We start from the raw sequence: 22,646 nt of genomic DNA on the forward strand, positions 1-22,646 counted from the left end.
ATAGAATGCAGTATCTGCGGAAATACTAAATTTGTAAATATGCATAAACGAAAATTAGCACGTTGTTCTAAGTGTGGGTCACTGGAAAGAACAAGAGTTATTGGAATGTTTATAAAAAAATATAATTTAGTCAAGCAAAATACTCGCGTCTTACATATTGCTCCAGAAAAAGGAATAGCAGACTATCTCATTGAAATTTCAGGTGATAACTGTACTTTTGTAGATTTAGATCCAGAAAGGTATGATAATATCAAAAATATTAAAAAACTGGATTTATGTCATGATTTAGAGGCAATTTCAAGCGAATCTTTTGACTTAATCATCCATAGTCATGTAATGGAACATATTCCATGCAACTATACCTATGTTTTATATCACTTACATAGAATCATGCACGCTAATGCAAGCATGGTATGCTCTATTCCTTTTTTACCTGGTTTTTATGATTGTTGCACGTCACCAAAACTTACTGATGAGGATAAAGTTCATCGTTTTGGTCAACATGATCATGTAAGGCGATTTGGTACAACTGATCTACAGATGTCTTTAGGTAAACTGTATAATCTAGAGGATGAATATGATATGAGAAACTATTTTTCAGAGGAAGACTTAACTAAATATAATATTCCTGAGCGAGAATGGAAAGGTTATACGCCAAGTTCCGTTTTATGCTTGAAAAAAGAAGATTTCTTATTAAAATAAATCATTAGCTCTTAACTTTTCCAGAATTATTTGGTATAATTGCCGGTTTTTTTGCAGGATGTGGCCTAATTTTATGACACATCCAGCTTTCTGAATCCTGGTCGCGGGTCAGAAAGTTTTAACTGGAGTATCCAACCATGAGTCAATTTGAAGTATCTGCGCAAGCGCGTGACACGCAAGGGAAAGGTGCGAGCCGCCGCCTGCGTCATAGTGGTGAAATTCCTGCCATCGTTTATGGCGGTAATAAAGAACCTGCTAATATCATGCTCAAGCATACTGAAATTCTTCATCATTTAGACCATGAAGCGTTTTATTCTCACATTCTGGATCTGAAAATCGGTGATCAGGTTGAGCAGGCGGTATTAAAAGACGTGCAACGTCATCCCAGCCGCGTACAAATTCTGCACGTTGATTTCCTCCGCGTCAGTTCTGATCATGCCCTGCAAATGCTGATACCATTGCACTTTATCAACGAAGATGTTTGCGAAGGTGTTAAACAAGGTGGTGGTGTTGTTTCACATCAGGTTTCTGAAGTTGAAATCACTTGTTTGCCTAAAGATCTGCCAGAATACATTGAAGTCGATGTAACAGAAGTTCAATTAGGCCAAACCCTGCATCTGTCCGATCTCGTGTTACCAGAAGGCGTGACCATCAGCGCATTGGTGCATGGCACAGAATATGACTCTCCTGTTGTCACCGTACATAAAGGTCGTGGCGGTGATGAAGATGAAATTGAAGAAGCAGGTGAAGAAAGCGGCGAAGCCGAAGCCTGATAAACGTCATTTACATCTTATGTTGATTTATTGATTTGGAATCTTCAATTCTCGCCATTGCGGGGCTGGGTAATCCCGGCTCCCGCTACCAGGATACCCGGCATAATGCCGGGTTCTGGTTTTTGGATGCCCTGCTAAAGGCAGAAGGCGGCGGTGCCTTTCGCCCAGAAAAAAAAGTACACGGGCAACTGACAAAAACCACATCCGGTATCTGGCTGTTAAAACCCGACACCTATATGAACCACAGCGGTCGTTCAGTCGCGGCCTTGTTACGTTTTTACCGCATTCCCCCGGAACGTTTGCTGGTCGTGCATGATGACCTGGATTTAGACAGCGGTATTGCCAAACTCAAACGCAGTGGCGGACATGGTGGTCACAATGGCTTGCGGGATATTATCGCGCAACTGGGTAGCAAGGATTTCAAACGCTTGCGCTTAGGCGTGGGTCATCCCGGTCAGCGTCAGCAGGTGGTGGATCATGTCTTAAAACGTCCCTCCCTCTCTGAATCCCGCGATATTGAACACGCCATAGAACGCAGTTTGCAGGTTATGGACAAAGTTTTAAAAGGCGAGTTTGATGCCGCCATGAATCAGCTACATTAATATTTTTTTGTAAAAAATATTAACCATAAAAAACAATCAAGATTTTACTCTATGCCTATAATAAACTAAGCTTGATAGGCGATTCAGTTTGTTTAAAGGATGTAAAATGCACACAACATTAGAAGCACTTTATGACCCTAAAACAGGGTTGAAATTTACCGAACCTGTACAGATAAACAAGCCTGTGCGGGTATTGATTACTATTATGGATACTTATCCGGACGAGCAACAAGATAATATGGACAGTTCTTTGTTGAGTAAACTCAGAAAAATCCATCAAATACCTTGTTCCGATCAGCGTTCAAGCACCGCGATTGATGATTATATCCAGGCAAACCGTAATCAATGGGATTGATATGGTTTATTTAGACAGTTGCATTGTTATTTATTGGGTAGAAGAAAAAGCGGAACAAATTAATGCACTAAAGCATGCCTTTGCTAGCCTTGGTGAAGAAGACATTGCCTACAGCCCATTAGTGCAATTGGAGTGTATGATTTATCCTTAGGAGTGAGAATTTTATAACTTCAGCAACTTGGCTGGTCTTTTCCTCCATTTTCTGCGTTGTGAAAACAGTTACATAGCTTGCTATGCGCCTGTTTTCACGCCTTGAAAATGAATAAAAATCCTGTGCTCAGTTTCTGCATTTATTTCATCCTCACTCCTTATCGAAAAGGAAATAAGGTATTGCAAATGCGCTATCAGCAGTTTTTTAATTGTGCTTTATGCTTGCCATTACCTGAAACTATCTTTGATATGGCAGCACAGTTACGCGCCACCCACACCAGCTTAAAGACACCTGATGCCTTACATTTAGCTTGTGCGCAACATCATCAATGCCATGCTTTATGGACAAATGATGACCGATTGATCAACATCACACATGATTTGAGCATTAATGTTATTGATAAATATAAGTGACCAATCAAAATTAATACTGATTTAATGGTTTCTGTTTGATAATGAAAACAATAATTAAGGTTTTCTCGGATAACAGTCAACTGGAGTTTGACAGGGGCAGCTTTGATGACTGGTGCATTTATCTGGTTAGCCAGGAACAGCGTAAACCACCGAAAGACAGCGAATACTTTACTCGTCTGCAAGCCCTCTCTCAAATCCACAGTCCAGAAAAAATCTACCAGGACTTTGTCAAAATTTTCGATTACACCAATGCCCGCTTAAACCCTAAAATGCTTGCAGGCATTACCCGCCTCGCCAGTCATTATGGTAATGATGCCTTGGAAATGGATAAATTATTCACCATTTTATATGCAGGCATGGTTGCCGAAGAAAATAAACAACATGCTGTTTTGAAAAAGCGCATTAAACGCCTGGGAATGCACCAGGTTTTAGTGGAAGGTTTAAAACCAGATATTGCCGCGCATTTCAGCCGTGGTAAAAAGTGGCGGGAACTGGATAAAATATGTCGGGAAAAGGGGTTTTAAGGGATAACAGACTTTAGCTTAAAGTTCAGGTTAAAATAGTAACAAGCGCATTTTACAGGATACATTCACAATGTCTTTATATTTCAGCGAACACCCCGGTTGTTGGGAACGCGATCTGCAACGTCGTTATAATAACCCCTTATTTTCAATTATTTTATCAGCAGATAATAATAACGAAAACACAACACCCGTACATATTGATCAGCCCCTTGTTAATGAAGCACAGCGTAAAGATGAAGCCGAACGCATACAGTTTACTGAAGATTTTAATGCCTTACTGGAACAAGTGGTGCATTTAAAATCTAAAGAACAATCAGAATTAATTTTTGATCTGAAAGATAAAATTGATCGTTTATATGAATATGCCGCAGGTCTGGGTAGTGATTTCAGTGCCGAAAAAGCTGGCCTGAAAAAGCTCAATCTGTTAATTATGCAATCCATTCAACAAAGCGGGGAACACGACCCCAAAGCCCTGGAAGAAATCAAAAAAGAAACACAGGCGCGAACCCTGCATTTTAATTTATTGGAACATCCCCTGGTCGCTCATTTATTACGCCCGGATACTCCTATTCATCCAGAAGATTTAGTCCCAACCTTATTATCAGAAGAAGAATCTTCGTTACGTGCTGCCATGAGTTTGTTTGACCCGGAACATTGCCAGATTATTTGTGACACTGCCCTGGCTTTAATTCAACAACTAGAACAAGCTGGTAAAGAAGTCAGCAATGCCCGTATTCGTCTGGCGATGATGGCGCAGTCATTATCACAATCATGAGCCTACAGGACACGACAAAACCACGTCCGGCATTTTATCCGCAAGCACCCCGTATCGCTTTAGGTGTGGAATATAACGGTTATGCCTTTAAGGGTTGGCAATCACAGCGCAGCGGCGTGCGCACGGTGCAACAATGCGTGGAAAAAGCCTTAAGCAAGGTTGCCAATCAGCCAATTGCCGTGATGTGTGCAGGGCGCACGGATACCGGGGTACATGGCACCGAGCAGGTGATTCACATCGAAACCGATATTGAGCGTTCCATGTATTCCTGGGCATTCGGCGCTAACAGCCAATTACCTGATGATGTGAGCATCACCTGGGCCTGCCCTATGCCGGGTGATTTTCATGCACGTTTTTCAGCGATTCAGCGCCATTACCGTTATATCATTCTTAATCGCAAAGTACGCCCAGCGATTAAAGCCGGACAAGTTACCTGGTTTTATCATGACCTGGATGTTACACGGATGCAGGCAGCGGCAGAACACCTGCTGGGCAGACATGATTTTTCCGCCTATCGCGCCAAAGGTTGTCAGGCAAAAAGTCCCATCCGTCATATTAGCCGTTTGCAAGTAGAACGTTTTGGCGAAACTATTCATATCGAGGTATCCGCAAATGCATTTCTACAACACATGGTGCGTAATATTGCCGGTGTCCTGATGACCATAGGTCGGGGCAAAGCGCCGCCAGAATGGGCAAAAACCGTGCTGGAAACCCGTAACCGTAGCGATGGCGGCATCACCGCATCGCCCCACGGCTTGTACTTAACTGGCGTGGATTACCCGCAACCCTGGCAAACGCTCATTGAAACAGCCAGAACAGGATTTTGGAAGACATGAGTCCTTCTTTTCAGCGCACTGACGGCCCTCACACTGACCGCAATGACTGGCAGAATCTACGCAATATGATGCCCTATCTCTGGGAATACCGGGGACGGGTATTGCTGGCCCTGCTGGTGCTGATTCTGGCAAAAGTAGCAAATGTCGGCGTGCCGCTGGTATTAAAAGAAATTATTGACAGCCTGGAGCAACAGCCCGAAAACATGCTGGTGTTTCCACTGTTATGGCTGTTGGTTTATGGTGCATTGAAACTTTCTTCCAGCTTGTTTAATGAACTGCGCGATGCCATTTTTGCACGGGTGCGGTATCGCGCCATGCGGCGTTTATCGCAAAGTGTGTTACGGCATTTACATCAACTTTCTTTGCGCTTTCATTTAGATCGTAAAACTGGCGCGATTTCCCGTGATTTAACCCGTGGCACCCAGAGTATTTCTTCGATTTTAAATTATATGATTTTTAATATTCTGCCCACCGCCGCAGAGTTTTTATTAATTGCAGTTATTTTATTTAGTCATTATGATTTGAAGTTTGCTTTGATTACCTTTCTGACAGTGGGGGCGTATGTGACCTTCACCCTGAGCATCACCAACTGGCGTATGCACTTTCGCCATCAAATGAATGCCCTGGAATCAGAAGCCAATAATCAGGCAGTAGACAGTTTAATCAACTATGAAACCGTTAAATATTTTGGCAATGAGCAGTTTGAAATAAAACGCTATGATAAAACCCTGGATGCCTGGGAAGAAGCCGCGATTAAAAGTCAAGTTTCCATGTCTGCCTTAAACTTTGGTCAGGGCGCGATTACCGCCATTGGCATCACATTGATTATGTGGTTTGCGGTACAGGGCGTGGTGGATGGCAGCATGACCCTGGGTGATTTGGTGCTGGTCAATGCCTTTTTATTACAGTTATTTATCCCGCTAAATTTTCTGGGCGTGGTTTATCGCGCCATTAAATATGCGCTGGCAGATATGGATTTATTGTTTAAGGTGCTGGATGAGCAGCCAGAAATTCAGGATAAAGCCGATGCCAAAACCTTGCCCAAAAAGAATCAGAGCCAACAAAGCAGCGTGGTGTTTTCTCAGGTCTCTTTTGCTTATCAGCCGCAACGCCCGATTTTGCATGACATTAATTTCACTATCAAATCAGGCGAAAAAGTTGCTGTCGTCGGCCCCAGTGGTGCGGGAAAATCCACTCTGGCGCGTCTTTTATACCGTTTTTATGATGTTACAGATGGGACGATAGCGGTGAACGGGCAGGACATCAGAAGCATCACCCAACACAGTCTGCGTGAGGCTATCGGTATCGTACCTCAGGATGCAGTATTATTTAATGATACGCTGTTTTACAATATTGCCTATGCCATGCCAGGTTCAGATGAAGCCGCAGTAAAACAAGCTGCCACATTAGCCAACCTGGATGGTTTTATTCAAAAGCTGCCGGAAGGCTATCAGACGCGGGTAGGTGAACGCGGCTTGAAACTTTCTGGTGGTGAAAAACAACGGGTTGCCATTGCCAGAGCCATATTCAAAAATCCACAGATTTTGATTTTTGATGAAGCAACCTCATCACTGGATTCACAGAGTGAACAAATGATCCAGGAGGCACTGCAAAATCTGGCAAAAAATCACGCCACCCTGGTGATTGCGCATCGTTTATCAACCATTGTTGATGCCGATCAAATTCTAGTGATGGATGCCGGGCGCATTATTGAGCGCGGCAAACATCATGAATTACTACAACAGCAAGGCTTGTATGCACACATGTGGACCTTGCAGCAGGAAGAACAATGGTTGGAAAAAGAACATGCCCAAACCCAATAATAAAGGAAATCCCATGTCTGCCAGAAATATCACGATAGTTGATGATGAACTGAGCATGCGCACGTATATCCAGATGATGCTGGAAGGACAGGCGTATAACCTGAGCTCCTGCAACAGTGGCGTTGCCTTATTGGAAATGCTAAAACACGGCGCACAACCTGATTTGATTATTCTTGATGTGGTTATGCCGCAACTTAATGGTTTTGAGACCTGTGAACAATTAAAAGCACATCCGCAATGGCGGCATATTCCTGTGATTCTGGTTACAGTCTTAGATGCAAAAGAAGCACTGGTTAAAGGCATGGAAGCGGGTGCTGATGATTTTCTGCAAAAACCTGTCAATAAACTGGAATTAATTACCCGTGTACGCTCCATGCTACGCATCAAACAACAATATGATGAGCTGGAAAAAACCCTGCGCCTGCGGGAACAACTGACCAATATGATCGTGCATGACATGTCCAGCCCGATTACTTCTATTCAATTACATACCGCTTTAATGGCAGAAAATACTACAGATATTAATCAGCGCGAGCATCTGGACATGATTCGGCTTTCTGCTGAGCGTCTGGATGGTTTTGTCAGTGATATGCTGATGATGGCTAAACTGAAACAAAGTAAATTACACTTAAATAAAACACCTGTTGATATATTAGATTTATTACAAGAAGCTGAAAAAAACTTTACAATTATTGCGCACTCTAAAAATATACATTTATCTTTTCAGTTACCAGAAGAATCAAAAATGATTGAACTCGATGAGAGTTTATTCAGCCGGGTTGTTGCTAACCTGTTCTCTAACGCCTTGCAATATTCTCCTGCAAACAGCGAAGTCACCGTTACACTTGAATACATCGCCAGCACTGAACAATCCGTTGGTATCCACATGGAAGTCAAAGACCAGGGCGTGGGTATTCCTGCCTGTGATCGCAAGCGTATTTTTGATCAATATGAAGTGGTCGAATTGAAAAAGAAAGGACTCAAACAAATTGGATTAGGCTTAACTTTTTGTAAAATGGTGGTTGATGCGCATGATGGTAATATCCATGTACGTGCCAATCAACCCACAGGCACTATCTTTAGTGTGGAAATCAATTAATCCAGGCTGAGTGTGGTATAAACTTTTTTTGGCATCTTTAATACAGAAAGAAACTTACGATTAATTAATTAAAAAAATAGTCGACTTTATTTGACTTTTGCGGCACTTGTGTACATTATAAATACAAGGTTTCTATCTTATAGAAACATGGCTACTTAGAATACATGAGGAACTAACTCAAAATGAGTGATTTAGAAAAACAACTTTCTGGCTTGGCTATTGATGATCTGACAATGATGCAGAGCCGTATCAAAACGCTGATTAATCAGAAAAAAGGCAATACTAAAAAAGATCTGCTGAAACAATTCAAAAAAATGGCTAAACAAGTAGGCTTGGTCATTGAAGAAGTGGTTTGGGCAGATGATAAAGCACCATTAGGTAAGAAAAAGAAATATGTGCCAAAATACCAGAATCCTGAAGATTCCAATATTACCTGGACTGGATTAGGCATGAAACCACGTTGGGTACGTGCGCACCTCGATACGGGTGGTGAACTCGAAGATCTGAAAATCCCTGGTATCGAATAAAATAATCACACCGCCTTTGAAGGCGGTGTGATTATTTTAGGCAGGGATATTTCAACTTGAATTCAGCACTTAAATTCAGCTTGGAATGATATTTCCGGGCATAAAAAAAGCACTGTAAAAACAGTGCTTTTTATAAATCTTTATCATTGGATGATAAAAATAAAAATCTGGTGCCGAGGAGAGGACTTGAACCTCCACGGGGTTTCCCCCACTAGCACCTGAAGCTAGCGCGTCTACCAATTTCGCCACCTCGGCTTAGGTGGGTCAAGAAAGATGCGTAATATAACAAAGGAATTTTGAATTGTCAAAAAAGAAAAAGAAAATTATAAAAGATCCATTTGCAGCCAGAGAGGCTAAAAAATATAAAAACCCGATTCCCAGTCGGGAATTCATTATCGCGCAATTGGAAAGCAAGGGCATTCCAATGCGTTGGAAAAAAATAGCTGCCCTGCTTAATATACAAGATGAAGAACAACTCGAAGGTGTACGCCGTCGCCTGAAAGCCATGGAACGCGATGGACAACTCATGCGCACCCGGCGCGGTGACTATGGCCTGCCGAAAAAAATGGATATGGTACGCGGACGTATCATGGGCCACCCCGATGGTTTCGGCTTTTTAATCCCGGAAGCAGGCGGTGACGATCTATTTTTATCAGAACGTCAGATGCACAGCGTGTTTCATGGTGATAAAGCCCTGGCGCAAGTGGTGGGCAAGGATCGCCGGGGACGCCGTGAAGGTGCCATCGTCGAAGTGCTAGAACGCGGCACCGAAACCCTGGCAGGACGTTTTGTTAAAGAAAAAGGCGTGGCTTATGTGATTCCCAGCAATCGCAGAATTGCCCAGGATATATTGATTCCTGATGATGCTCAGAAACAGGCAAAACCCGATCAAATGGTCATTATCAAACTGATCAAACAACCGGAAAAACGCCAACCGCCAGTCGGAGAAATCATTAAAGTCTTAGGCCGACACATGGCCCCCGGCATGGAAACCGACATTGCCATCCATGACCACAATATTCCCGTCAACTGGTCAGAGGCGGTGGAAAAAGTTGCCAAAAAACTACCGCGCACCGTACCCACCCGCGCCAAGAAAAACCGTGAAGACCTGCGTGAAACCCCGTTAATGACCATTGACGGCGAAGACTCCCGCGATTTTGACGATGCTGTTTTCTGTGAACCCTACGGCAAAGGCTGGCGCTTACTGGTCGCAATTGCGGATGTCTCACATTATGTCAAACCCGGCAGCGCCCTGGATCAAGGTGCTTACGAGCGCGGTACTTCAGTGTATTTTCCCAACCGCGTGGTACCAATGCTGCCAGAAGCCTTATCCAACGGTTTATGCTCACTTAACCCCAATGTTGATCGCCTGTGCCTGGTATGCGAGATGTTTGTCACCCGTTATGGCGGGGTGCGCCGTTATCGCTTCACCCAAGCCGTGATGCGCTCTGCGGCGCGTTTAACCTATACCCAGGTTGGCGCAGCACTAGATGGTGATGAAAATGCAGTGGCAAGCCATATACTGCCGCACCTGAAAAATTTACATAATCTCTATTTATGCCTGCGCGAACGTCGGGAAAAACGCGGTGCATTGGATTTAGAAACTACGGAAACCCGCATTATTTTCGGCGAAGGCAAAAAAATCGAAAATATTGTGCCGGTGGTGCGTAATGACGCGCATAAACTCATTGAAGAAATGATGTTATTGGCGAATGTGACGACAGCTAATTTCCTTGCCAGCGAAGAAATGCCGTTTTTATATCGGGTTCATGCCCGACCGGAACAAGAAAAACTGGAGCAATTACGCAGTTTTCTCAAACCGCTGGGTTTAGTGTTATATGGTAAAGAAGCACCTAATGCCAAACATTACGCCAAATTACTACAAAACATCCAGGAACGCCCGGATAAACAAATGATCCAGACCGTGTTACTGCGCAGTCTGAAAATGGCGATTTATACCCCGGAAAATGTTGGACATTTTGGTCTGGCTTATGATGCCTATACGCATTTCACCTCACCGATTCGGCGTTACCCGGACTTACTCACCCACCGCGCCATCGTCCACCGCTTGCACAACAAACAGCCCGAAGAATTTGACCATAGCCCCACAGAAATGGCACAACTGGGTGAACACTGTTCCATGACCGAGCGCCGCGCTGATGAAGCCACCCGCGATGTAACCGCATGGTTGAAGTGTGAATACCTGCAAGACCGAGTAGGTGAAACCGCACAGGGACGCATCACCGCTGTCACCTCATTTGGTGTATTTGTGGAACTGGAAGAAATTTTTGTGGAAGGTCTGGTGCATATCAGCACCTTAAAAAGTGATTATTACCACTTTGATGCCGCCAATCATTTATTACGCGGTGAACGTGGCGGCAAGGTGTATCGTTTATACGATCCTATCAGCGTCAAGGTTACGCGGGTGGATCTGGATGAGCGCAAGATTGATTTTGTTGAAGTGTAAGGTGGAATAGCGATAGCATATTTCACCCAATAATTTACCGATAAAAATAGTGGAATACGGTGCGTGATAGCAGTTACCCAAATCCAATATCACGGGCGCACCTATTCCACCCTACGGCACAGGAGAACACAGATGAAAACAATACATTTGATCTTCGGCCTGCTATTTTTTTTTAATAGCCTGAATGCCTATGCTGCCTGGCAAACCATTGATTTGGGACTGCCGGAAGCCATGAATTTTACCGACGTACAATTTGTGGATGAAGATCACGGTTTTTTAAGCACGGATTCCGGTCATGTCATATATACCCGGGATGGCGGTCAAAGCTGGCAGCGCAGCACTGCTGCAACACTCAAATTAAATGCTTTGTTTTTTGTCGATCAAAATACTGGTTGGGCCGTGGGTTCGCAAGGCACGCTGGTACATACCCAGGATGGCGGTCAAAACTGGATGCCACAAACCGTTCCCAGTGCTGCGGAGCTGCGTGATGTCTATTTTGTCGATAATCAAATTGGTGCTATCGTCTCCAGCGATACGACACATTTTTTACTGACGCAAGATGGTGGACAAAACTGGGAATTACGCGCGCAAAACACGCAGCCAAATCCCGCCATGGGTACAACATCTGTATACCTGCAAGATGCCGATCATATCTGGATTGCAAACTGGGCGGGACGCAATGGCGTGGAATTTACCGCTGATGGCGGGCAAAGCTGGCAGTTACAAGCCACTGAACCTGTTTATTATTTAATGGATTTGGGTTTTACCAGCCAAGAACAAGCCTGGCTGATTGCTTACCAAGTTTGGAGCGCCAACCCACAAGCCAATTTAGATTGCAGTCCACAGTCAGGAACGGAAACCAGCACGACCAGTTTTTTGGGTTACGTCTACACCACTCAAAATCATGGTTCAAGCTGGGAAAATGTCGGACATTTTTGCGGCTATCCGCGCGCAGGCGACTTTGTTGATGCGCAACATGGCTGGATAATCAGCGAATTGGCTATCTGGCACAGTCAGGATGGCGGGATAAGCTGGCACGAAACCGCACTGGAACAGCAGCCGGAAGCCATTGATATGCTTAATCCAGACAATGGCTGGGCAGTCGGCAATAACAACCTGGTTTTACACTATCAAACCAATATGCCAACAGACTCCGAAAAATGCCGCGCACAATACGATACGGCAACGGCAATGCTGCATATCCCCTGCCTGGATATTATCAATCCTGAACAGCCACAAACCTATCACGCCACCTTACAATGGCAGAACCCCACGCCTTTTGGGCCTATACAATTTTTACTGCTGGATGTTGGCATCGCAGAGCAATAGTAATTATTTAAATTTGCCCAGAAAAAATAAATAAAATGTCTAAATCCAGCCATAACAAACTAAAAACTCAGAAAAATCCAAAAAAAATATTACGCTTGGCGGAAGAAAGCTTTAAAGCCGGGGAAAAATATGCAGATAATGAAAGACATCAAGCGGCTGCGGATAAGTTTTTAGCTGCTGCCAAGTATTTGCATACCCTGAAAGATTTAAATACCCCTAATAGTGAAATACAGCAGGCAAATGCATTAGCTCATGCATCGCTAGCATTCAATGAATTACATCAATATAAAAAAGCAAAAAGCTTAGCTGAAAAGGCATTAGCTATTCAAGAAAAAATTTTAGGGGCAGAACATCATGAAATTGCCTTATCATTAAATGACTTAGCAACCATACTGATAGCACTAGGCGAATATGATAATGCTAAATATTTCCTTAAACGAGCAATAAAAATTCAAGAAAAACAATTACCTTACGGACACTCTTATCTTGCTAACAGCCTTAATAATTTGGCTGGGATTTACATCAAACTGAATAATTATAATAAAGCTAAAACATTAGCTGAAAGAGCTCTAAGAATCCAAAAAGAATATGCTGGTTTGGATAATCCAGACAGTGCTTCCCATCTCGATAGCCTTGCCAATATTTATGCAAATTTAGATACACATGACAAAGCCATGGAATTATATCAGCAGGCTTTGGAGAGCAGGAAAAAACACTTTGGCGAGCTTCATCCTCTTGTTGCTTCTAGTCTTAACAAGATTGCCACCGTTTATGCAAGTTTAAAGAGATATGATAAAGCCAAATCTTTGCATAAAAAAGCCTTAGAAATTCAAGAAAAAAAATTACCCTCAGATCATCCTGAGATTTCAACCAGTCTGACTAATCTTGCTGGTATTTTTTCAAAAATAGGAGACTATGATAAATCCAGAGACTTATATGAAAAATCCCTGCCTATTTTAGAAAAAAGTTTAGGCCTAGAGCATCCGGGTGTCGCTTCTGTCCTGAACCATTTGGCCGTACTTTACTCAAAACTTGGTCAAGATGATAAAGCACACGGCTATATCCAAAAAGCACGAACTATTATCAAAAAAGTATTTAAAGATGAAAATCACCCTCTTTATAAAACGATAGAAAAAAATTATTTAGAATTACAAGAAAAAATAAATCAGTTAGAAGGTATTAATCTAACACAACGCATAGAACTGGAAGAAACCAAAAAACTCAGTTATCTTGGGCAAATGGCAACCGGCGTTGCCCACAATATCAATAACCCCGTCGGTATTATCCGCATGGCAGCACAACGCGGTTTACGGCGGCTTAATAAACCTGAAGGTTTAACCCCGCAAGAAAGCCGAGAGATTTTTGAAACTGTACTAAATCAAGCTGATCGACTGCACAGTATTATTGAAAATTTTCGTAATTTTGCCAACGGGGATCGCAGCCAGCGGGAAATGATTGATTTAAATGCCTTGGTGGAACGGGTTAAAGACTATTTTTCCGGTCAGTTTCAAAGTCATGACGTAAGCCTGGAATTAGATTTAGCAAGCAAAGAACTACAAGCCTATGCCAATAATTTCGTATTGGAAGAAGTCTTAAGTAATTTATTGACTAATGCGCGGGAAGCAGTGCAAGGTCACAATAATGCCACGGTTTGGATAAAAACCTGGCGCAATGAAAAAAGCAGTGGTTTCGAGGTGAAAGATAACGGCCCGGGGATTGCTGATAAACAGGTTGAACATTTATTCTCCCCGTTTCACAGTGAAAAAACACAGGGTACCGGGCTGGGTTTATATTTTACTCAGCAGGCGCTGGCTGAAATTAATGCTAAAATTGACTATCAAAAATCAGCAGGTGATGGTGCGCATTTTATTGTAACTTTACCCATTGCCCGGAAGGAGTATAACAATGAATGATAAATATTGCGTTTTAGTGGTTGATGATGAAGCGGCTCAACGTAAAGAAATTAAAGCATTATTGGAAGATTATGATTTTGAGGTGGAAACTGCGGCTAATGGCGAAGAGGGCCTGGAAAAATTATTAACCGATCGTTTTGATGTTGCGGTGGTGGATTTAAAAATGCCAAAAATGAATGGTCTGGAGATGATACGCCGGGCGGATGCCGCCAATATTGATACTTATGCGGTGATATTAACGGGTATGGGTGGTAAAGAAGAGGCGGTGCAAGCCCTACGTCTACAACGCAGCGTAAAAGACTGGGTGGATAAATCCAGTCTGAACGATACAGATTTTGCCGCATTGATTAAAAAACTGGCTATCGGTGTGCCGCTGGAGGAAGTAAATCAAATCTTATCCAAGCTACCGCCAGTTGAAGCATGAGTATGGAACGTTATTATCTGGACACCAACGCTCTATATGCGTTTTATCGTGACGGCATGAGGACGCTGCAAAGAAAACATCCACATTATCAGGCAATGACCGGTGGTGAAAAAGTACGGGAATTAAGTGAAACCGCCCAGGTGTATGTATCGGAACTGACTTATGTTGAATTTATTGGACGTATCACGCGCCATTCACGCACACCCATTGGCGTGGCTTCAAACAAGCCAACACCAGCCTTTAATGAGTCTGAAATAAACGCACTCTTACAAGCTTTACATCAAGTACAAGGACTCAGTGAAACAGCACAAGCCCATATATCCGCCTTAACTGGCGATGAATTTCTCAAATGTATGATGTCTCATTCACGTAAACATTCTAAGTCTTCCAATAAAATGGAACTCAGAAAACTTGAAATGGACACAATTTTAGAAGCCTTGCGCAAGGATATTGGTCATAGCGCCCGCCATCGTTTTCAACTTGTGCCTGTCGCAGAAGACGCATATCGCTATGCCAGGGAATTAATGTTAAACCATGCCAGAGGTAAGGGTGCTTGTGGATTAGACACTAATGATGCTTTGCATATTGCCACGGCTAAAATGCTGCAACCCCCAGTCACCTTGGTAACTTCCGATGGCGGCAAATCTCGCGGTTTAAACACAGCAAAGATGAAATGCGCCTGTGATTGCATCAACTTGAAGTATTTCGATCCTGAACTGGATGACATAGAAACCGTACCAGATAACTTTTTATAACAACCCCCCCAAATCAATTAATTCTAAAGCCTGCGCCGCCTGCCAGGAAACCGTCAGTTCCGTATCCTGATGCAAAGCCTGTAATAACACCGGTATCGCTGCCGGATTTTTCAGATTACCCAGGGCTTCTGCCGCGCTCCAGCGTACTTTTGCCTGCTTGTCATGTTGCACTGCACTCATCAGTGGCATCAAGGCGCTGGGATCTTGCAGCCGACCTAAGGCCACTGCCGCCTGCGCACGCACGCTGGTGGCTGCATCATTGCTTAATATTTGCAATAACATGGGGGTTATGCTGGGTTCATTGAGATGTCCCAAGGCTTCACAGGCTTTGCCGCGTACCAGGGGATAGGCTTCATATTCGAGGATTTGTAATAATACGGGCACGGCCTCAGACTGGTGCAACTGTCCTAAGGCTTCCGCTGCACTCCAGCGTACTGAAGGGTCTTTGTCTTCTCGCGCCACTTTCAGTAACATTGCCAAACTGACAGGTTCTTTAATTTGTCCCAACGCTTTAGCCGCACTCCAACGTACCGAGCTGTCAGGGTCTTTTTTCAAGGCATGAAGCAAGCTTGGTACTGCTTCATTATTTTGTAAATAACCCAATGATTCTGCCGCCCGCCAGCGTACCGCAGGATAATGATCCTGTTCTAAAGCTTCCAGCAGTTTTTTAATCACAGTTTCTGATTTAAAATAGCCCAGGGCTTCTGCTGCTCTTCCTCGCACCACAGGAGAGTTTTCATTTTTCAGACTTTGTAGCAGTGGCGCAATTGCCAGCGGTTCCTTTAAGTTACCCAGGGCTTCCGCTGCCCGCCAACGCACACTACTGGAGGTATCCTTACTCAGTAACTGTACCAGGAACGGCACTGCTTCCTGCCGCCCGAAACAACCTAAAGCTTCGGCCATGCGCGCGCGAATCAGCGGATCAGTGTCTTCAACTGCGGCCAGTAAAGCGGGGAAACTGCCACCTTCATCAATTTTTGCCAGGCTGTGCGCAGCATATTGGCGCACATAAAACGCCCGATCCTCTTTTAAGGTTTTCAGTAACAGGGGCGCAGCATCTGTTTCCTGCTGAAAAAGTCCAAGTGCTTCTGCGGCTTTGCCTCGCACTAAGGCGTGACTGTCTTTTTGTACGCATAACATTAATACTTGCAAAGCATGTTCATCTCGCAACAAACCCAGCAACTCAGTTGTTTTAGCACGCACCACCGCCTCTGGATGGGAAATAGCGTGAAATAAAGGCTGGATTGCGGCTGGGGTATAACGTAAGTTCTGCACCTGGCGTAATAAACGAATTAAGGCCGGTTGCAAAGCAGGATGGGTCAGGTACAAGTGCACCCCAGTCTGAAACATTTGGTCAGCAGTTTGTAAAGATACCTGAGTATCACGCAAACAATGAAAAGCAATACGAAATGCATAATGCATATCCGCTTCCCGCACATGGGGATAACGTTGAATCATGGTGATAAATGCGCTGCCCAGAGATTCGCTTAACATGCCTTGATGCGCCGCTGCCAGGCGGATAATACCCTGCCAATGCGGGTTAAACAGGTAACGTTGTAAATAATGGTCGATTTGCACAGGATTACGGGTAATCGCGCAGGCAGCCAGGTATTCCTGGAAAGTCAGGTGGAAAAAGCCGTATTCTTCCTGTCCATAATGAATCAATAAGCCCTGGTTTTGTTTGATTAAATCTTGTAACAGATTCAATTTCTGTTCGTTTTCCAGTGCTCCCGACACCGGTTGCCGCTGTTCTAAATAATATTTCACCACTTCCAGTATATTCTGTAGTGGCACGCGGTTATCCACTCGATTTTCCTGAATATATAAAGCAATATCCTCCAGAATTTCCCGAATTTCATCAATATTCAGTAAAGCACTGTTCACCGCTTCCGTATGCTGCGTATGTATAAAACCATGTTGGATAAACAGGGTGATATATAAGCGATATAAATCTGCCTGATTTCTGGGCAAGGTTTGGTTTTGTTGCTGAATCAATCCTAATAAAGTACATAATAATGGACTGCTCAGGTTTTCAAATAACCTGTCGCTATCGGGATCAATACACGATACCAGGGCTTCAGTCTGTTGCTGAATACGTTGTCGCAGTGTTGAATCTGTGTACGTTGCGGGACTTGCCTCAGCTTCTTCTGTTTTTGGACTTGCCAGGCGCAACCATTGTTGAAAAAAGCGCCGGGTTTGTAACGGGGTAAAAGCTTCCAGCGTAATTATCCGGAAATTATTTCCCAACAAACCGGGGCGATAACTGATAGGTCGCGCGGTTAATAAGCAACGATTACCAGGAAAGCGTTGCAATAAAGCGTGTATTGCACCGCAGCAACGATCCCGCAAAGCCGCATCATGAATACTGTCTAAGCCATCAAACAATAATAAGGCCCGATGTTCCTGCAAGGCTTGCTGTAAAATATCGGCCAGTTGCGTATTCACCTGTGGACTGGGTTCGTCCTCATGGCTGGGCGAAAAATTAACTTCCCCCCCCACTTGTTGCAGATATTGTAAAATACTATCGGGCAGAAATTCAGAAGTTGAATAATGCGGCTGGGTCTGCCAAAAATGCGCAAAGCTCTCAAGATTGATATAAATAGGCAAACGCACCTGCATATTTTTTTGCAGTGCTCGGGCATGGGTTAAGGCCAAATAATGCAATAAGGTGGTTTTCCCAGCGCCAGGGCCGCCTAATAACACCCATTGCTGCCCATATTTCCATAAACGCTCTATCGTTAAACCTGAAGCACTTTTTGCCCAATAGCGCTCACGCCCGGTCATTTCCGCTTGCGGCTCTTTGCTTTCCTGCCCCTGCAACAACTGGTGCTGCAACTCAGCATCATGCAGATTTTCCGGCAATTCCGCCATACCCGCTTCAATTCGCACCGTTAATGGCACATAAATTTCATCCAGGGGTAAACCCTGCGGCCAGATATTTTGAAAAATACCATGCGCTAATGTTTGATAGCGGACAATCAGTCGTCTAAGATAATGTTCCAGGGTATCCATAATACTTTAACCGGCATTTAAGATGCTTTACTTTTTGACTTTCATTGTCATGTAAGTAAAGCTTACATATTCTATGCCACCACCTGTTTATTTAAATATTGAAGTTATGCACCGCAAGGAAAATAATCATCCTGGAGGTTCGATGTGTTTTTTTGCTCCCACGGGATCAAACAGCATTGCGCAGGGGTGGTTTTTTTGAGTACAAAAATCAATATAGCCAAAAATGAGGCCCCTGCGTAACATCAGTTAAATATTCAAATCATCTAAAATAAGGTCGAGTTTCACTATGACAACTGGAAATACCATGGATAGCACACTTGCAAAAGAACGTCGCCGTAGCAAGCGACGTGAACTTTTATTATTTCTGCCGGTATATTATCAGGAAACAGGAGAAGTGCTGGGACATCTTGCTGATCTGACACCGGAAGGGCTAATGTTATTCAGCCAGGAATGCATTGAACTGGGTAAAAAATATGCCTTGGAAATCCATATTGAGGATTTGCGCAACGCTTTAATTTACCAGAGAGATGCGGATCCTGGATTTAATACTATCCAGATGACGGCACGTAGTCGCTGGATTGCGATTAATCCTGATCTCTATCGTACAGGTTTTATGTTTACAGACATCAGTGAGCAGGCATTAGATGCTATTGAACATATCGTGGAAAGCCTGGATAAACTGGTTTAATTTAATTATCAAGCATTTTCAGACAAAATTTTTTATTTCCTTTCTATACTGTCATTTTAAGCATCACTTGTTAAGGCAGTATATGGCCTGGTTTATTTTCAGCTGCCGTTGTTCAACGAGCAGCTGAAATTTCTCTCGATACCTCACTTCTCTCCCGTTCCTTAATATTAATAATATTATTAGTATTTAAAAGCTTTATTATTATTATTAGTGTTGAAATAAACGGGGATAACTTGTTTTAATTAAGCTTAAACAATAACTTAACTATATCATAACATGTGCATAAAGCGCGATTAACAAGGGCATTAAGCTTAGTTTTATGCCCCTGATTTAACTTAAGCGTTATTGATATATTTATATTTTCCACGCTAAATGATATTTATACCCCAGTATAGCTAAACTTTTCCCGATTTTATGCCCCTTTTTTTGATAGTTTTCCCCGTTAAAAATAAACTTATCCACGCTGCCCACTTGTATTTTGTAAATTTTTACACCAAGGTCATTAACAAATGACACTTTTAGAAGTTATGCGCCTTGAAAATGAACAAAAATCCTGCGTCCAGTTTCACTTCTTATTTTATCTGCGTTCCTTATCGGATAAATTCAGGTAGTATGGATAATGAAAATGTTTGGTAATTGTTATAGACCTAAAATGTTATGGATTTGTGACATGGTCAAACATTTGGTATAACACATGATGTGATAGCTGAACTGGCCAGCATCTGTGTCGTATGAAAAATATGCATCATATGACACCCATTGGAGGAGAGACAATGTCTTATTTTCAACACCGGCTTTTACGTTGCCTATTGCTCGGTTTATTGTGGTTTGCACCACTTGGCAGTTGGGCTGAGGATACACAAGATGAACTGGTTTTTGGGATACATCCCTACTTATCAGCACAGGAATTATTTGATAAATTCGGGCCATTGGCTGAATATCTGACGCAAAAGACCGCTAAAACGGTACGCATTCATGTGGCAAAAAGTTATCAGGATCATCTGGAGGATTTTATTGCCGGGAAGGTTGATTTTGCTTATATGGGTCCATCGCTTTATGTTCAATTATTAGAAAAACATGAGACTCAACAACCACTGGCGCGCCTGGAAATCAAAGGTAAACCCTATTTCCGGGGCGCGATCATCGTTGCAGGTAATAGTCCGATAAAAAATCTGGTGGACTTAAAAGGCAAGCATTTTGCTTTTGGTTCTCCTCATTCCACCATGAGTCATCTGGTACCCCGTTATATGTTGATAGATGCCGGTGTCACAGCAGAGACCCTGGCAGCTTTCAAATTTATTGGAAATCATGAAAGCGTGGCACTCAGTGTCTTGATGGGAGAATTTGATGCCGGTGGTGTCAAAGAAGAGGTGGCGCATAAATATGAAGCAAAAGGCTTAAAAGTACTGCAATGGACGCCTGAGATTTCAGAACATGTATTTGCTGCGCGTAGCAACTTACCGCAAGGCGATGTCGAAGCACTGCGTGATGCGATGTTGCAATTAAAAGATACCAAGGTGTTAAAGGCGATTAAAAAAACACTCAGTGGCTTGGTCAGTGTCAGCAATGAAGATTATGATAATTTACGCATCATCTTAACGACACTGAAACAACGTAATATCCCTTAGTTTTTTATGACTATTGCCGTTTGTTCTGGTTTGAGCAAGCGGTAATCTCCAATCAGAGTAAATAATGAAAAAACTTTCCATTACCATGCGACAACGCTTGTTATTATTGGTTTTTATCGCTGTGTTGTTGGTATTTTTATTCAGTGCGGCTTTGGTAATCGTCTCTAATCAACATGATTCCTTGTTAAAAGAAGAAAAAAAACAAGCCTACCAGGAAGTGGAGCTGATTGCTGAGTTTGTCAGTGAGCAGTTTCTGAAACATGAATATGCAAAAATTAATCAATTTTTGACCCGTTGGAGTGAAAAACGCGAACATGTGGTGCACTTAAAGGCTAAATTAAAAAATGGTTTTATTTTAGTGGACTATAGTCGAGAAGTATTAACTGAAGACACTTTTTCCGTGCATAAAAAACTGGAATTTGTGAATGGCAATAGCCTGAATTTGTATCTGGTGCGCGATCTTAAGGCTATGCATCACATTGTTTATGAACTGAATAAACAATTAATGTATTTATTTATCACATTATTTGTTTTATTGGTCGTTGCACTGTGGTTGGTAATACGCAGCGTGGCCTTAAAACCGATGGAAATGGAAATTCAGCGTCGCACGGAAGAGTTAGGTACGGCACTCAAAGACAATATCCGCATGGGTATGGAGTTGGATATTACCCGTCGCTTGCAACAAATGATTTTACCCTCACAAGATGAACTTAAGCAGATAGAAGAACTGGATATTGCAGGTTATATGAAACCGGCTTCGGAAGTCGGCGGTGATTATTATGATGTACTGAGCAAAGATGGCAATATTAAAATTGGTATTGGCGATGTCACAGGGCATGGTCTGGAAAGTGGTATTTTAATGTTAATGGTGCAAACCATTGTGCGCACTTTACAAAATAACAAGGTAACGGATACCAAAGAATTTCTTGATGTTGTCAATCAAACTGTCTTTAACAATGTTCAGCGCATGAATATGGATAAGTTTATCACCTTATCTTTGCTGGACTATAATGAGGGGCATTTGAATTTTTCCGGGCAACATGAAGAAATTTTGATTGTTCGCCATCAGGGTACGCCTGAAGAAAAACAAGCGGGTAAGGTGGAACGCATTGACACCATTGATCTGGGTTTTATGATTGGTGTGGAAGAGGATATCAGCCATTTTCTTCAGCATCGGGAGCTTTTCCTGGAGCCTGGGGATGGCATTGTGCTGTATACCGATGGCTTAACGGAAGCGCGTAACCATAAAAAACAGCAATACAGTGTGGAACGCTTGTGTCAGATAATCAGTCAATACTGGTCTGAGCCAGCTAAGGATATACAGGACAAAGTGATTGCAGATTTGTTGACGTTTATGGGTAAAGAAGAAACTGATGATGATGTAACCTTATTGATTTTGAAGCGCGAATAAAAGGGTGAATAAATGATAACGACATCCGCCATTTTCGCTACACGGTAATAAGACTTTCAAGTGGGATATGCAATCCATTATGAAGGTTTCTAATCATCTTGAGAGACAGGCTGCGCTTATGATTCAAAACCTCGGATACGCGGCCTTTACTACCAATATAAGGCTCTAAATCCTTTCTGGTTAAGCCTGCTTGATCCATTCTAAATTTTATAGCCTCTACAGGATCAGGTGGAGTGATGGAGTAATGCTTTGATTCATAATTTTCCACTAATAAAGCAATAACTTCTAATCTATCCCCATCTGGAGTATTGGGCGCACTACCCCATAACCGCTCCATTTCAGCTAAAGCAGCATTTAATTCATCATCTGTTCTTAGGAGTGAGAATTTTATAACTTCAGCAACTTGGCTGGTCTTTTTCTCCATTTTCTGCGTTGTGAA

The 22,646-nt window shown here is 42.9% G+C and carries 22 protein-coding genes and 1 tRNA gene; 20 read left to right on the forward strand and 3 right to left on the reverse strand.

Translation table 11 applies throughout. The features are described from left to right. The 12 genes from QUF61_RS13815 to QUF61_RS13870 all read left to right on the forward strand — a co-directional run. On the forward strand, positions 1 to 702 hold a 702-nt coding region (locus QUF61_RS13815), incomplete at its 5' end, for a methyltransferase domain-containing protein (protein ID WP_289682215.1). Between the two features lie 137 nt (positions 703 to 839). Continuing rightward, positions 840 to 1,475, forward strand: coding sequence for a 50S ribosomal protein L25/general stress protein Ctc (locus QUF61_RS13820; protein ID WP_103918597.1), 636 nt, complete (start codon positions 840 to 842; stop codon positions 1,473 to 1,475). Between the two features lie 35 nt (positions 1,476 to 1,510). Beyond that, positions 1,511 to 2,077, forward strand: a complete 567-nt coding sequence (gene pth / locus QUF61_RS13825) for an aminoacyl-tRNA hydrolase (RefSeq protein ID WP_286018959.1) — start codon at positions 1,511 to 1,513, stop codon at positions 2,075 to 2,077. A 106-nt stretch (positions 2,078 to 2,183) separates the two neighbouring features. After that, positions 2,184 to 2,432 (forward strand): hypothetical protein, encoded by a 249-nt coding sequence (locus QUF61_RS13830; protein WP_289682217.1) that lies wholly within the window; start codon positions 2,184 to 2,186, stop codon positions 2,430 to 2,432. A 1-nt stretch (position 2,433) separates the two neighbouring features. After that, positions 2,434 to 2,583, forward strand: coding sequence for a hypothetical protein (locus QUF61_RS13835; protein WP_289682218.1), 150 nt, complete (start codon positions 2,434 to 2,436; stop codon positions 2,581 to 2,583). A gap of 185 nt (positions 2,584 to 2,768) precedes the next feature. Next, a complete protein-coding gene (locus tag QUF61_RS13840; RefSeq protein ID WP_289682221.1) occupies positions 2,769 to 2,996 on the forward strand; it encodes a type II toxin-antitoxin system VapC family toxin in 228 nt (75 codons plus the stop codon). Between the two features lie 41 nt (positions 2,997 to 3,037). Then, the gene (locus QUF61_RS13845) at positions 3,038 to 3,520 is read left to right on the forward strand and encodes a DUF7004 family protein (RefSeq protein ID WP_289682223.1); all 483 of its coding nucleotides are present in this window, start codon (positions 3,038 to 3,040) and stop codon (positions 3,518 to 3,520) included. Between the two features lie 70 nt (positions 3,521 to 3,590). Next, entirely contained in the window at positions 3,591 to 4,295 is a 705-nt protein-coding gene (locus QUF61_RS13850; RefSeq protein WP_289682224.1) for a hypothetical protein, read from the forward strand. Next, on the forward strand, positions 4,292 to 5,131 hold the full coding sequence (truA, locus tag QUF61_RS13855) for a tRNA pseudouridine(38-40) synthase TruA (RefSeq protein WP_289682225.1): 840 nt from the start codon (positions 4,292 to 4,294) through the stop codon (positions 5,129 to 5,131). Before QUF61_RS13850 ends, truA begins: the two co-directional genes overlap by 4 nt. Then, positions 5,128 to 6,954 (forward strand): ABCB family ABC transporter ATP-binding protein/permease, encoded by a 1,827-nt coding sequence (locus QUF61_RS13860; protein ID WP_289682226.1) that lies wholly within the window; start codon positions 5,128 to 5,130, stop codon positions 6,952 to 6,954. The genes truA and QUF61_RS13860 overlap by 4 nt, the downstream gene beginning before the upstream one ends. A gap of 13 nt (positions 6,955 to 6,967) precedes the next feature. After that, the gene (locus tag QUF61_RS13865) at positions 6,968 to 8,053 is read left to right on the forward strand and encodes a hybrid sensor histidine kinase/response regulator (RefSeq protein WP_177428144.1); all 1,086 of its coding nucleotides are present in this window, start codon (positions 6,968 to 6,970) and stop codon (positions 8,051 to 8,053) included. Between the two features lie 182 nt (positions 8,054 to 8,235). Then, positions 8,236 to 8,580 (forward strand): H-NS histone family protein, encoded by a 345-nt coding sequence (locus QUF61_RS13870; RefSeq protein WP_103918592.1) that lies wholly within the window; start codon positions 8,236 to 8,238, stop codon positions 8,578 to 8,580. 168 nt (positions 8,581 to 8,748) lie between these two features. Here QUF61_RS13870 and QUF61_RS13875 read toward each other — a convergent pair. Further along, positions 8,749 to 8,835: transfer RNA gene (locus QUF61_RS13875), tRNA-Leu, on the reverse strand. A 46-nt stretch (positions 8,836 to 8,881) separates the two neighbouring features. On the opposite strand from QUF61_RS13875, the gene rnr reads away from it, so the two are divergent. The 5 genes from rnr (at position 8,882) to QUF61_RS13900 (ending at position 15,468) form a co-directional block, all read left to right on the forward strand. Further along, positions 8,882 to 11,047, forward strand: a complete 2,166-nt coding sequence (gene rnr, locus QUF61_RS13880) for a ribonuclease R (RefSeq protein ID WP_103918591.1) — start codon at positions 8,882 to 8,884, stop codon at positions 11,045 to 11,047. Between the two features lie 132 nt (positions 11,048 to 11,179). After that, entirely contained in the window at positions 11,180 to 12,376 is a 1,197-nt protein-coding gene (locus tag QUF61_RS13885) for a YCF48-related protein (protein WP_289682227.1), read from the forward strand. Positions 12,377 to 12,411: 35 nt separating this feature from the next. Next, positions 12,412 to 14,289 carry a tetratricopeptide repeat protein gene (locus tag QUF61_RS13890; protein WP_289682228.1) on the forward strand — a complete coding sequence of 626 codons (1,878 nt, stop codon included), beginning with the start codon at positions 12,412 to 12,414 and terminating at the stop codon, positions 14,287 to 14,289. Beyond that, positions 14,282 to 14,713 (forward strand): response regulator, encoded by a 432-nt coding sequence (locus QUF61_RS13895; RefSeq protein ID WP_289682229.1) that lies wholly within the window; start codon positions 14,282 to 14,284, stop codon positions 14,711 to 14,713. Before QUF61_RS13890 ends, QUF61_RS13895 begins: the two co-directional genes overlap by 8 nt. After that, positions 14,710 to 15,468: a PIN domain-containing protein gene (locus QUF61_RS13900; protein WP_289682230.1), complete on the forward strand. Its 759-nt coding sequence runs from the start codon at positions 14,710 to 14,712 to the stop codon at positions 15,466 to 15,468. Before QUF61_RS13895 ends, QUF61_RS13900 begins: the two co-directional genes overlap by 4 nt. Here the strand turns inward: QUF61_RS13900 and QUF61_RS13905 are convergent. Continuing rightward, positions 15,463 to 18,480 (reverse strand): HEAT repeat domain-containing protein, encoded by a 3,018-nt coding sequence (locus QUF61_RS13905; RefSeq protein WP_103918586.1) that lies wholly within the window; start codon positions 18,478 to 18,480, stop codon positions 15,463 to 15,465. The genes QUF61_RS13900 and QUF61_RS13905 overlap by 6 nt on opposite strands. 304 nt (positions 18,481 to 18,784) lie before the next feature. On the opposite strand from QUF61_RS13905, the gene QUF61_RS13910 reads away from it, so the two are divergent. The 3 genes from QUF61_RS13910 to QUF61_RS13920 all read left to right on the forward strand — a co-directional run bounded on the left by QUF61_RS13910 (position 18,785) and on the right by QUF61_RS13920 (position 22,207). Next, a complete protein-coding gene (locus tag QUF61_RS13910; RefSeq protein ID WP_177428143.1) occupies positions 18,785 to 19,168 on the forward strand; it encodes a PilZ domain-containing protein in 384 nt (127 codons plus the stop codon). A gap of 773 nt (positions 19,169 to 19,941) precedes the next feature. Next, on the forward strand, positions 19,942 to 20,796 hold the full coding sequence (gene phnD, locus QUF61_RS13915; RefSeq protein WP_177428142.1) for a phosphate/phosphite/phosphonate ABC transporter substrate-binding protein: 855 nt from the start codon (positions 19,942 to 19,944) through the stop codon (positions 20,794 to 20,796). Positions 20,797 to 20,860: 64 nt separating this feature from the next. Continuing rightward, positions 20,861 to 22,207 carry a PP2C family protein-serine/threonine phosphatase gene (locus QUF61_RS13920; RefSeq protein ID WP_103918583.1) on the forward strand — a complete coding sequence of 449 codons (1,347 nt, stop codon included), beginning with the start codon at positions 20,861 to 20,863 and terminating at the stop codon, positions 22,205 to 22,207. A 37-nt stretch (positions 22,208 to 22,244) separates the two neighbouring features. Here the strand turns inward: QUF61_RS13920 and QUF61_RS13925 are convergent, their stop codons facing one another. Next, entirely contained in the window at positions 22,245 to 22,631 is a 387-nt protein-coding gene (locus QUF61_RS13925) for a helix-turn-helix domain-containing protein (protein WP_103918582.1), read from the reverse strand. Positions 22,632 to 22,646: the final 15 nt, after the last annotated feature.

The sequence above is a fragment of the Candidatus Venteria ishoeyi genome, from assembly GCF_030378065.1.
GTDB lineage: Bacteria > Pseudomonadota > Gammaproteobacteria > Beggiatoales > Beggiatoaceae > Venteria > Venteria ishoeyi.

Bases quoted from the DNA above. Each gene is read 5' to 3' on its own strand.
- QUF61_RS13840 (WP_289682221.1), top strand. From the start codon at position 2,769: ATGCGCTATCAGCAGTTTTTTAATTGTGCTTTATGCTTGCCATTACCT.
- QUF61_RS13865 (WP_177428144.1), top strand. From the start codon at position 6,968: ATGTCTGCCAGAAATATCACGATAGTTGATGATGAACTGAGCATGCGC.
- QUF61_RS13900 (WP_289682230.1), top strand. From the start codon at position 14,710: ATGAGTATGGAACGTTATTATCTGGACACCAACGCTCTATATGCGTTT.
- QUF61_RS13925 (WP_103918582.1), bottom strand. From the start codon at position 22,631: ATGGAGAAAAAGACCAGCCAAGTTGCTGAAGTTATAAAATTCTCACTC.
- QUF61_RS13910 (WP_177428143.1), top strand. From the start codon at position 18,785: ATGGATAGCACACTTGCAAAAGAACGTCGCCGTAGCAAGCGACGTGAA.
- QUF61_RS13850 (WP_289682224.1), top strand. From the start codon at position 3,591: ATGTCTTTATATTTCAGCGAACACCCCGGTTGTTGGGAACGCGATCTG.
- QUF61_RS13835 (WP_289682218.1), top strand. From the start codon at position 2,434: ATGGTTTATTTAGACAGTTGCATTGTTATTTATTGGGTAGAAGAAAAA.
- QUF61_RS13820 (WP_103918597.1), top strand. From the start codon at position 840: ATGAGTCAATTTGAAGTATCTGCGCAAGCGCGTGACACGCAAGGGAAA.
- QUF61_RS13905 (WP_103918586.1), bottom strand. From the start codon at position 18,480: ATGGATACCCTGGAACATTATCTTAGACGACTGATTGTCCGCTATCAA.
- QUF61_RS13845 (WP_289682223.1), top strand. From the start codon at position 3,038: ATGAAAACAATAATTAAGGTTTTCTCGGATAACAGTCAACTGGAGTTT.
- QUF61_RS13890 (WP_289682228.1), top strand. From the start codon at position 12,412: ATGTCTAAATCCAGCCATAACAAACTAAAAACTCAGAAAAATCCAAAA.
- phnD (WP_177428142.1), top strand. From the start codon at position 19,942: ATGTCTTATTTTCAACACCGGCTTTTACGTTGCCTATTGCTCGGTTTA.
- QUF61_RS13870 (WP_103918592.1), top strand. From the start codon at position 8,236: ATGAGTGATTTAGAAAAACAACTTTCTGGCTTGGCTATTGATGATCTG.
- QUF61_RS13920 (WP_103918583.1), top strand. From the start codon at position 20,861: ATGAAAAAACTTTCCATTACCATGCGACAACGCTTGTTATTATTGGTT.
- QUF61_RS13830 (WP_289682217.1), top strand. From the start codon at position 2,184: ATGCACACAACATTAGAAGCACTTTATGACCCTAAAACAGGGTTGAAA.
- truA (WP_289682225.1), top strand. From the start codon at position 4,292: ATGAGCCTACAGGACACGACAAAACCACGTCCGGCATTTTATCCGCAA.
- QUF61_RS13860 (WP_289682226.1), top strand. From the start codon at position 5,128: ATGAGTCCTTCTTTTCAGCGCACTGACGGCCCTCACACTGACCGCAAT.
- QUF61_RS13895 (WP_289682229.1), top strand. From the start codon at position 14,282: ATGAATGATAAATATTGCGTTTTAGTGGTTGATGATGAAGCGGCTCAA.
- QUF61_RS13885 (WP_289682227.1), top strand. From the start codon at position 11,180: ATGAAAACAATACATTTGATCTTCGGCCTGCTATTTTTTTTTAATAGC.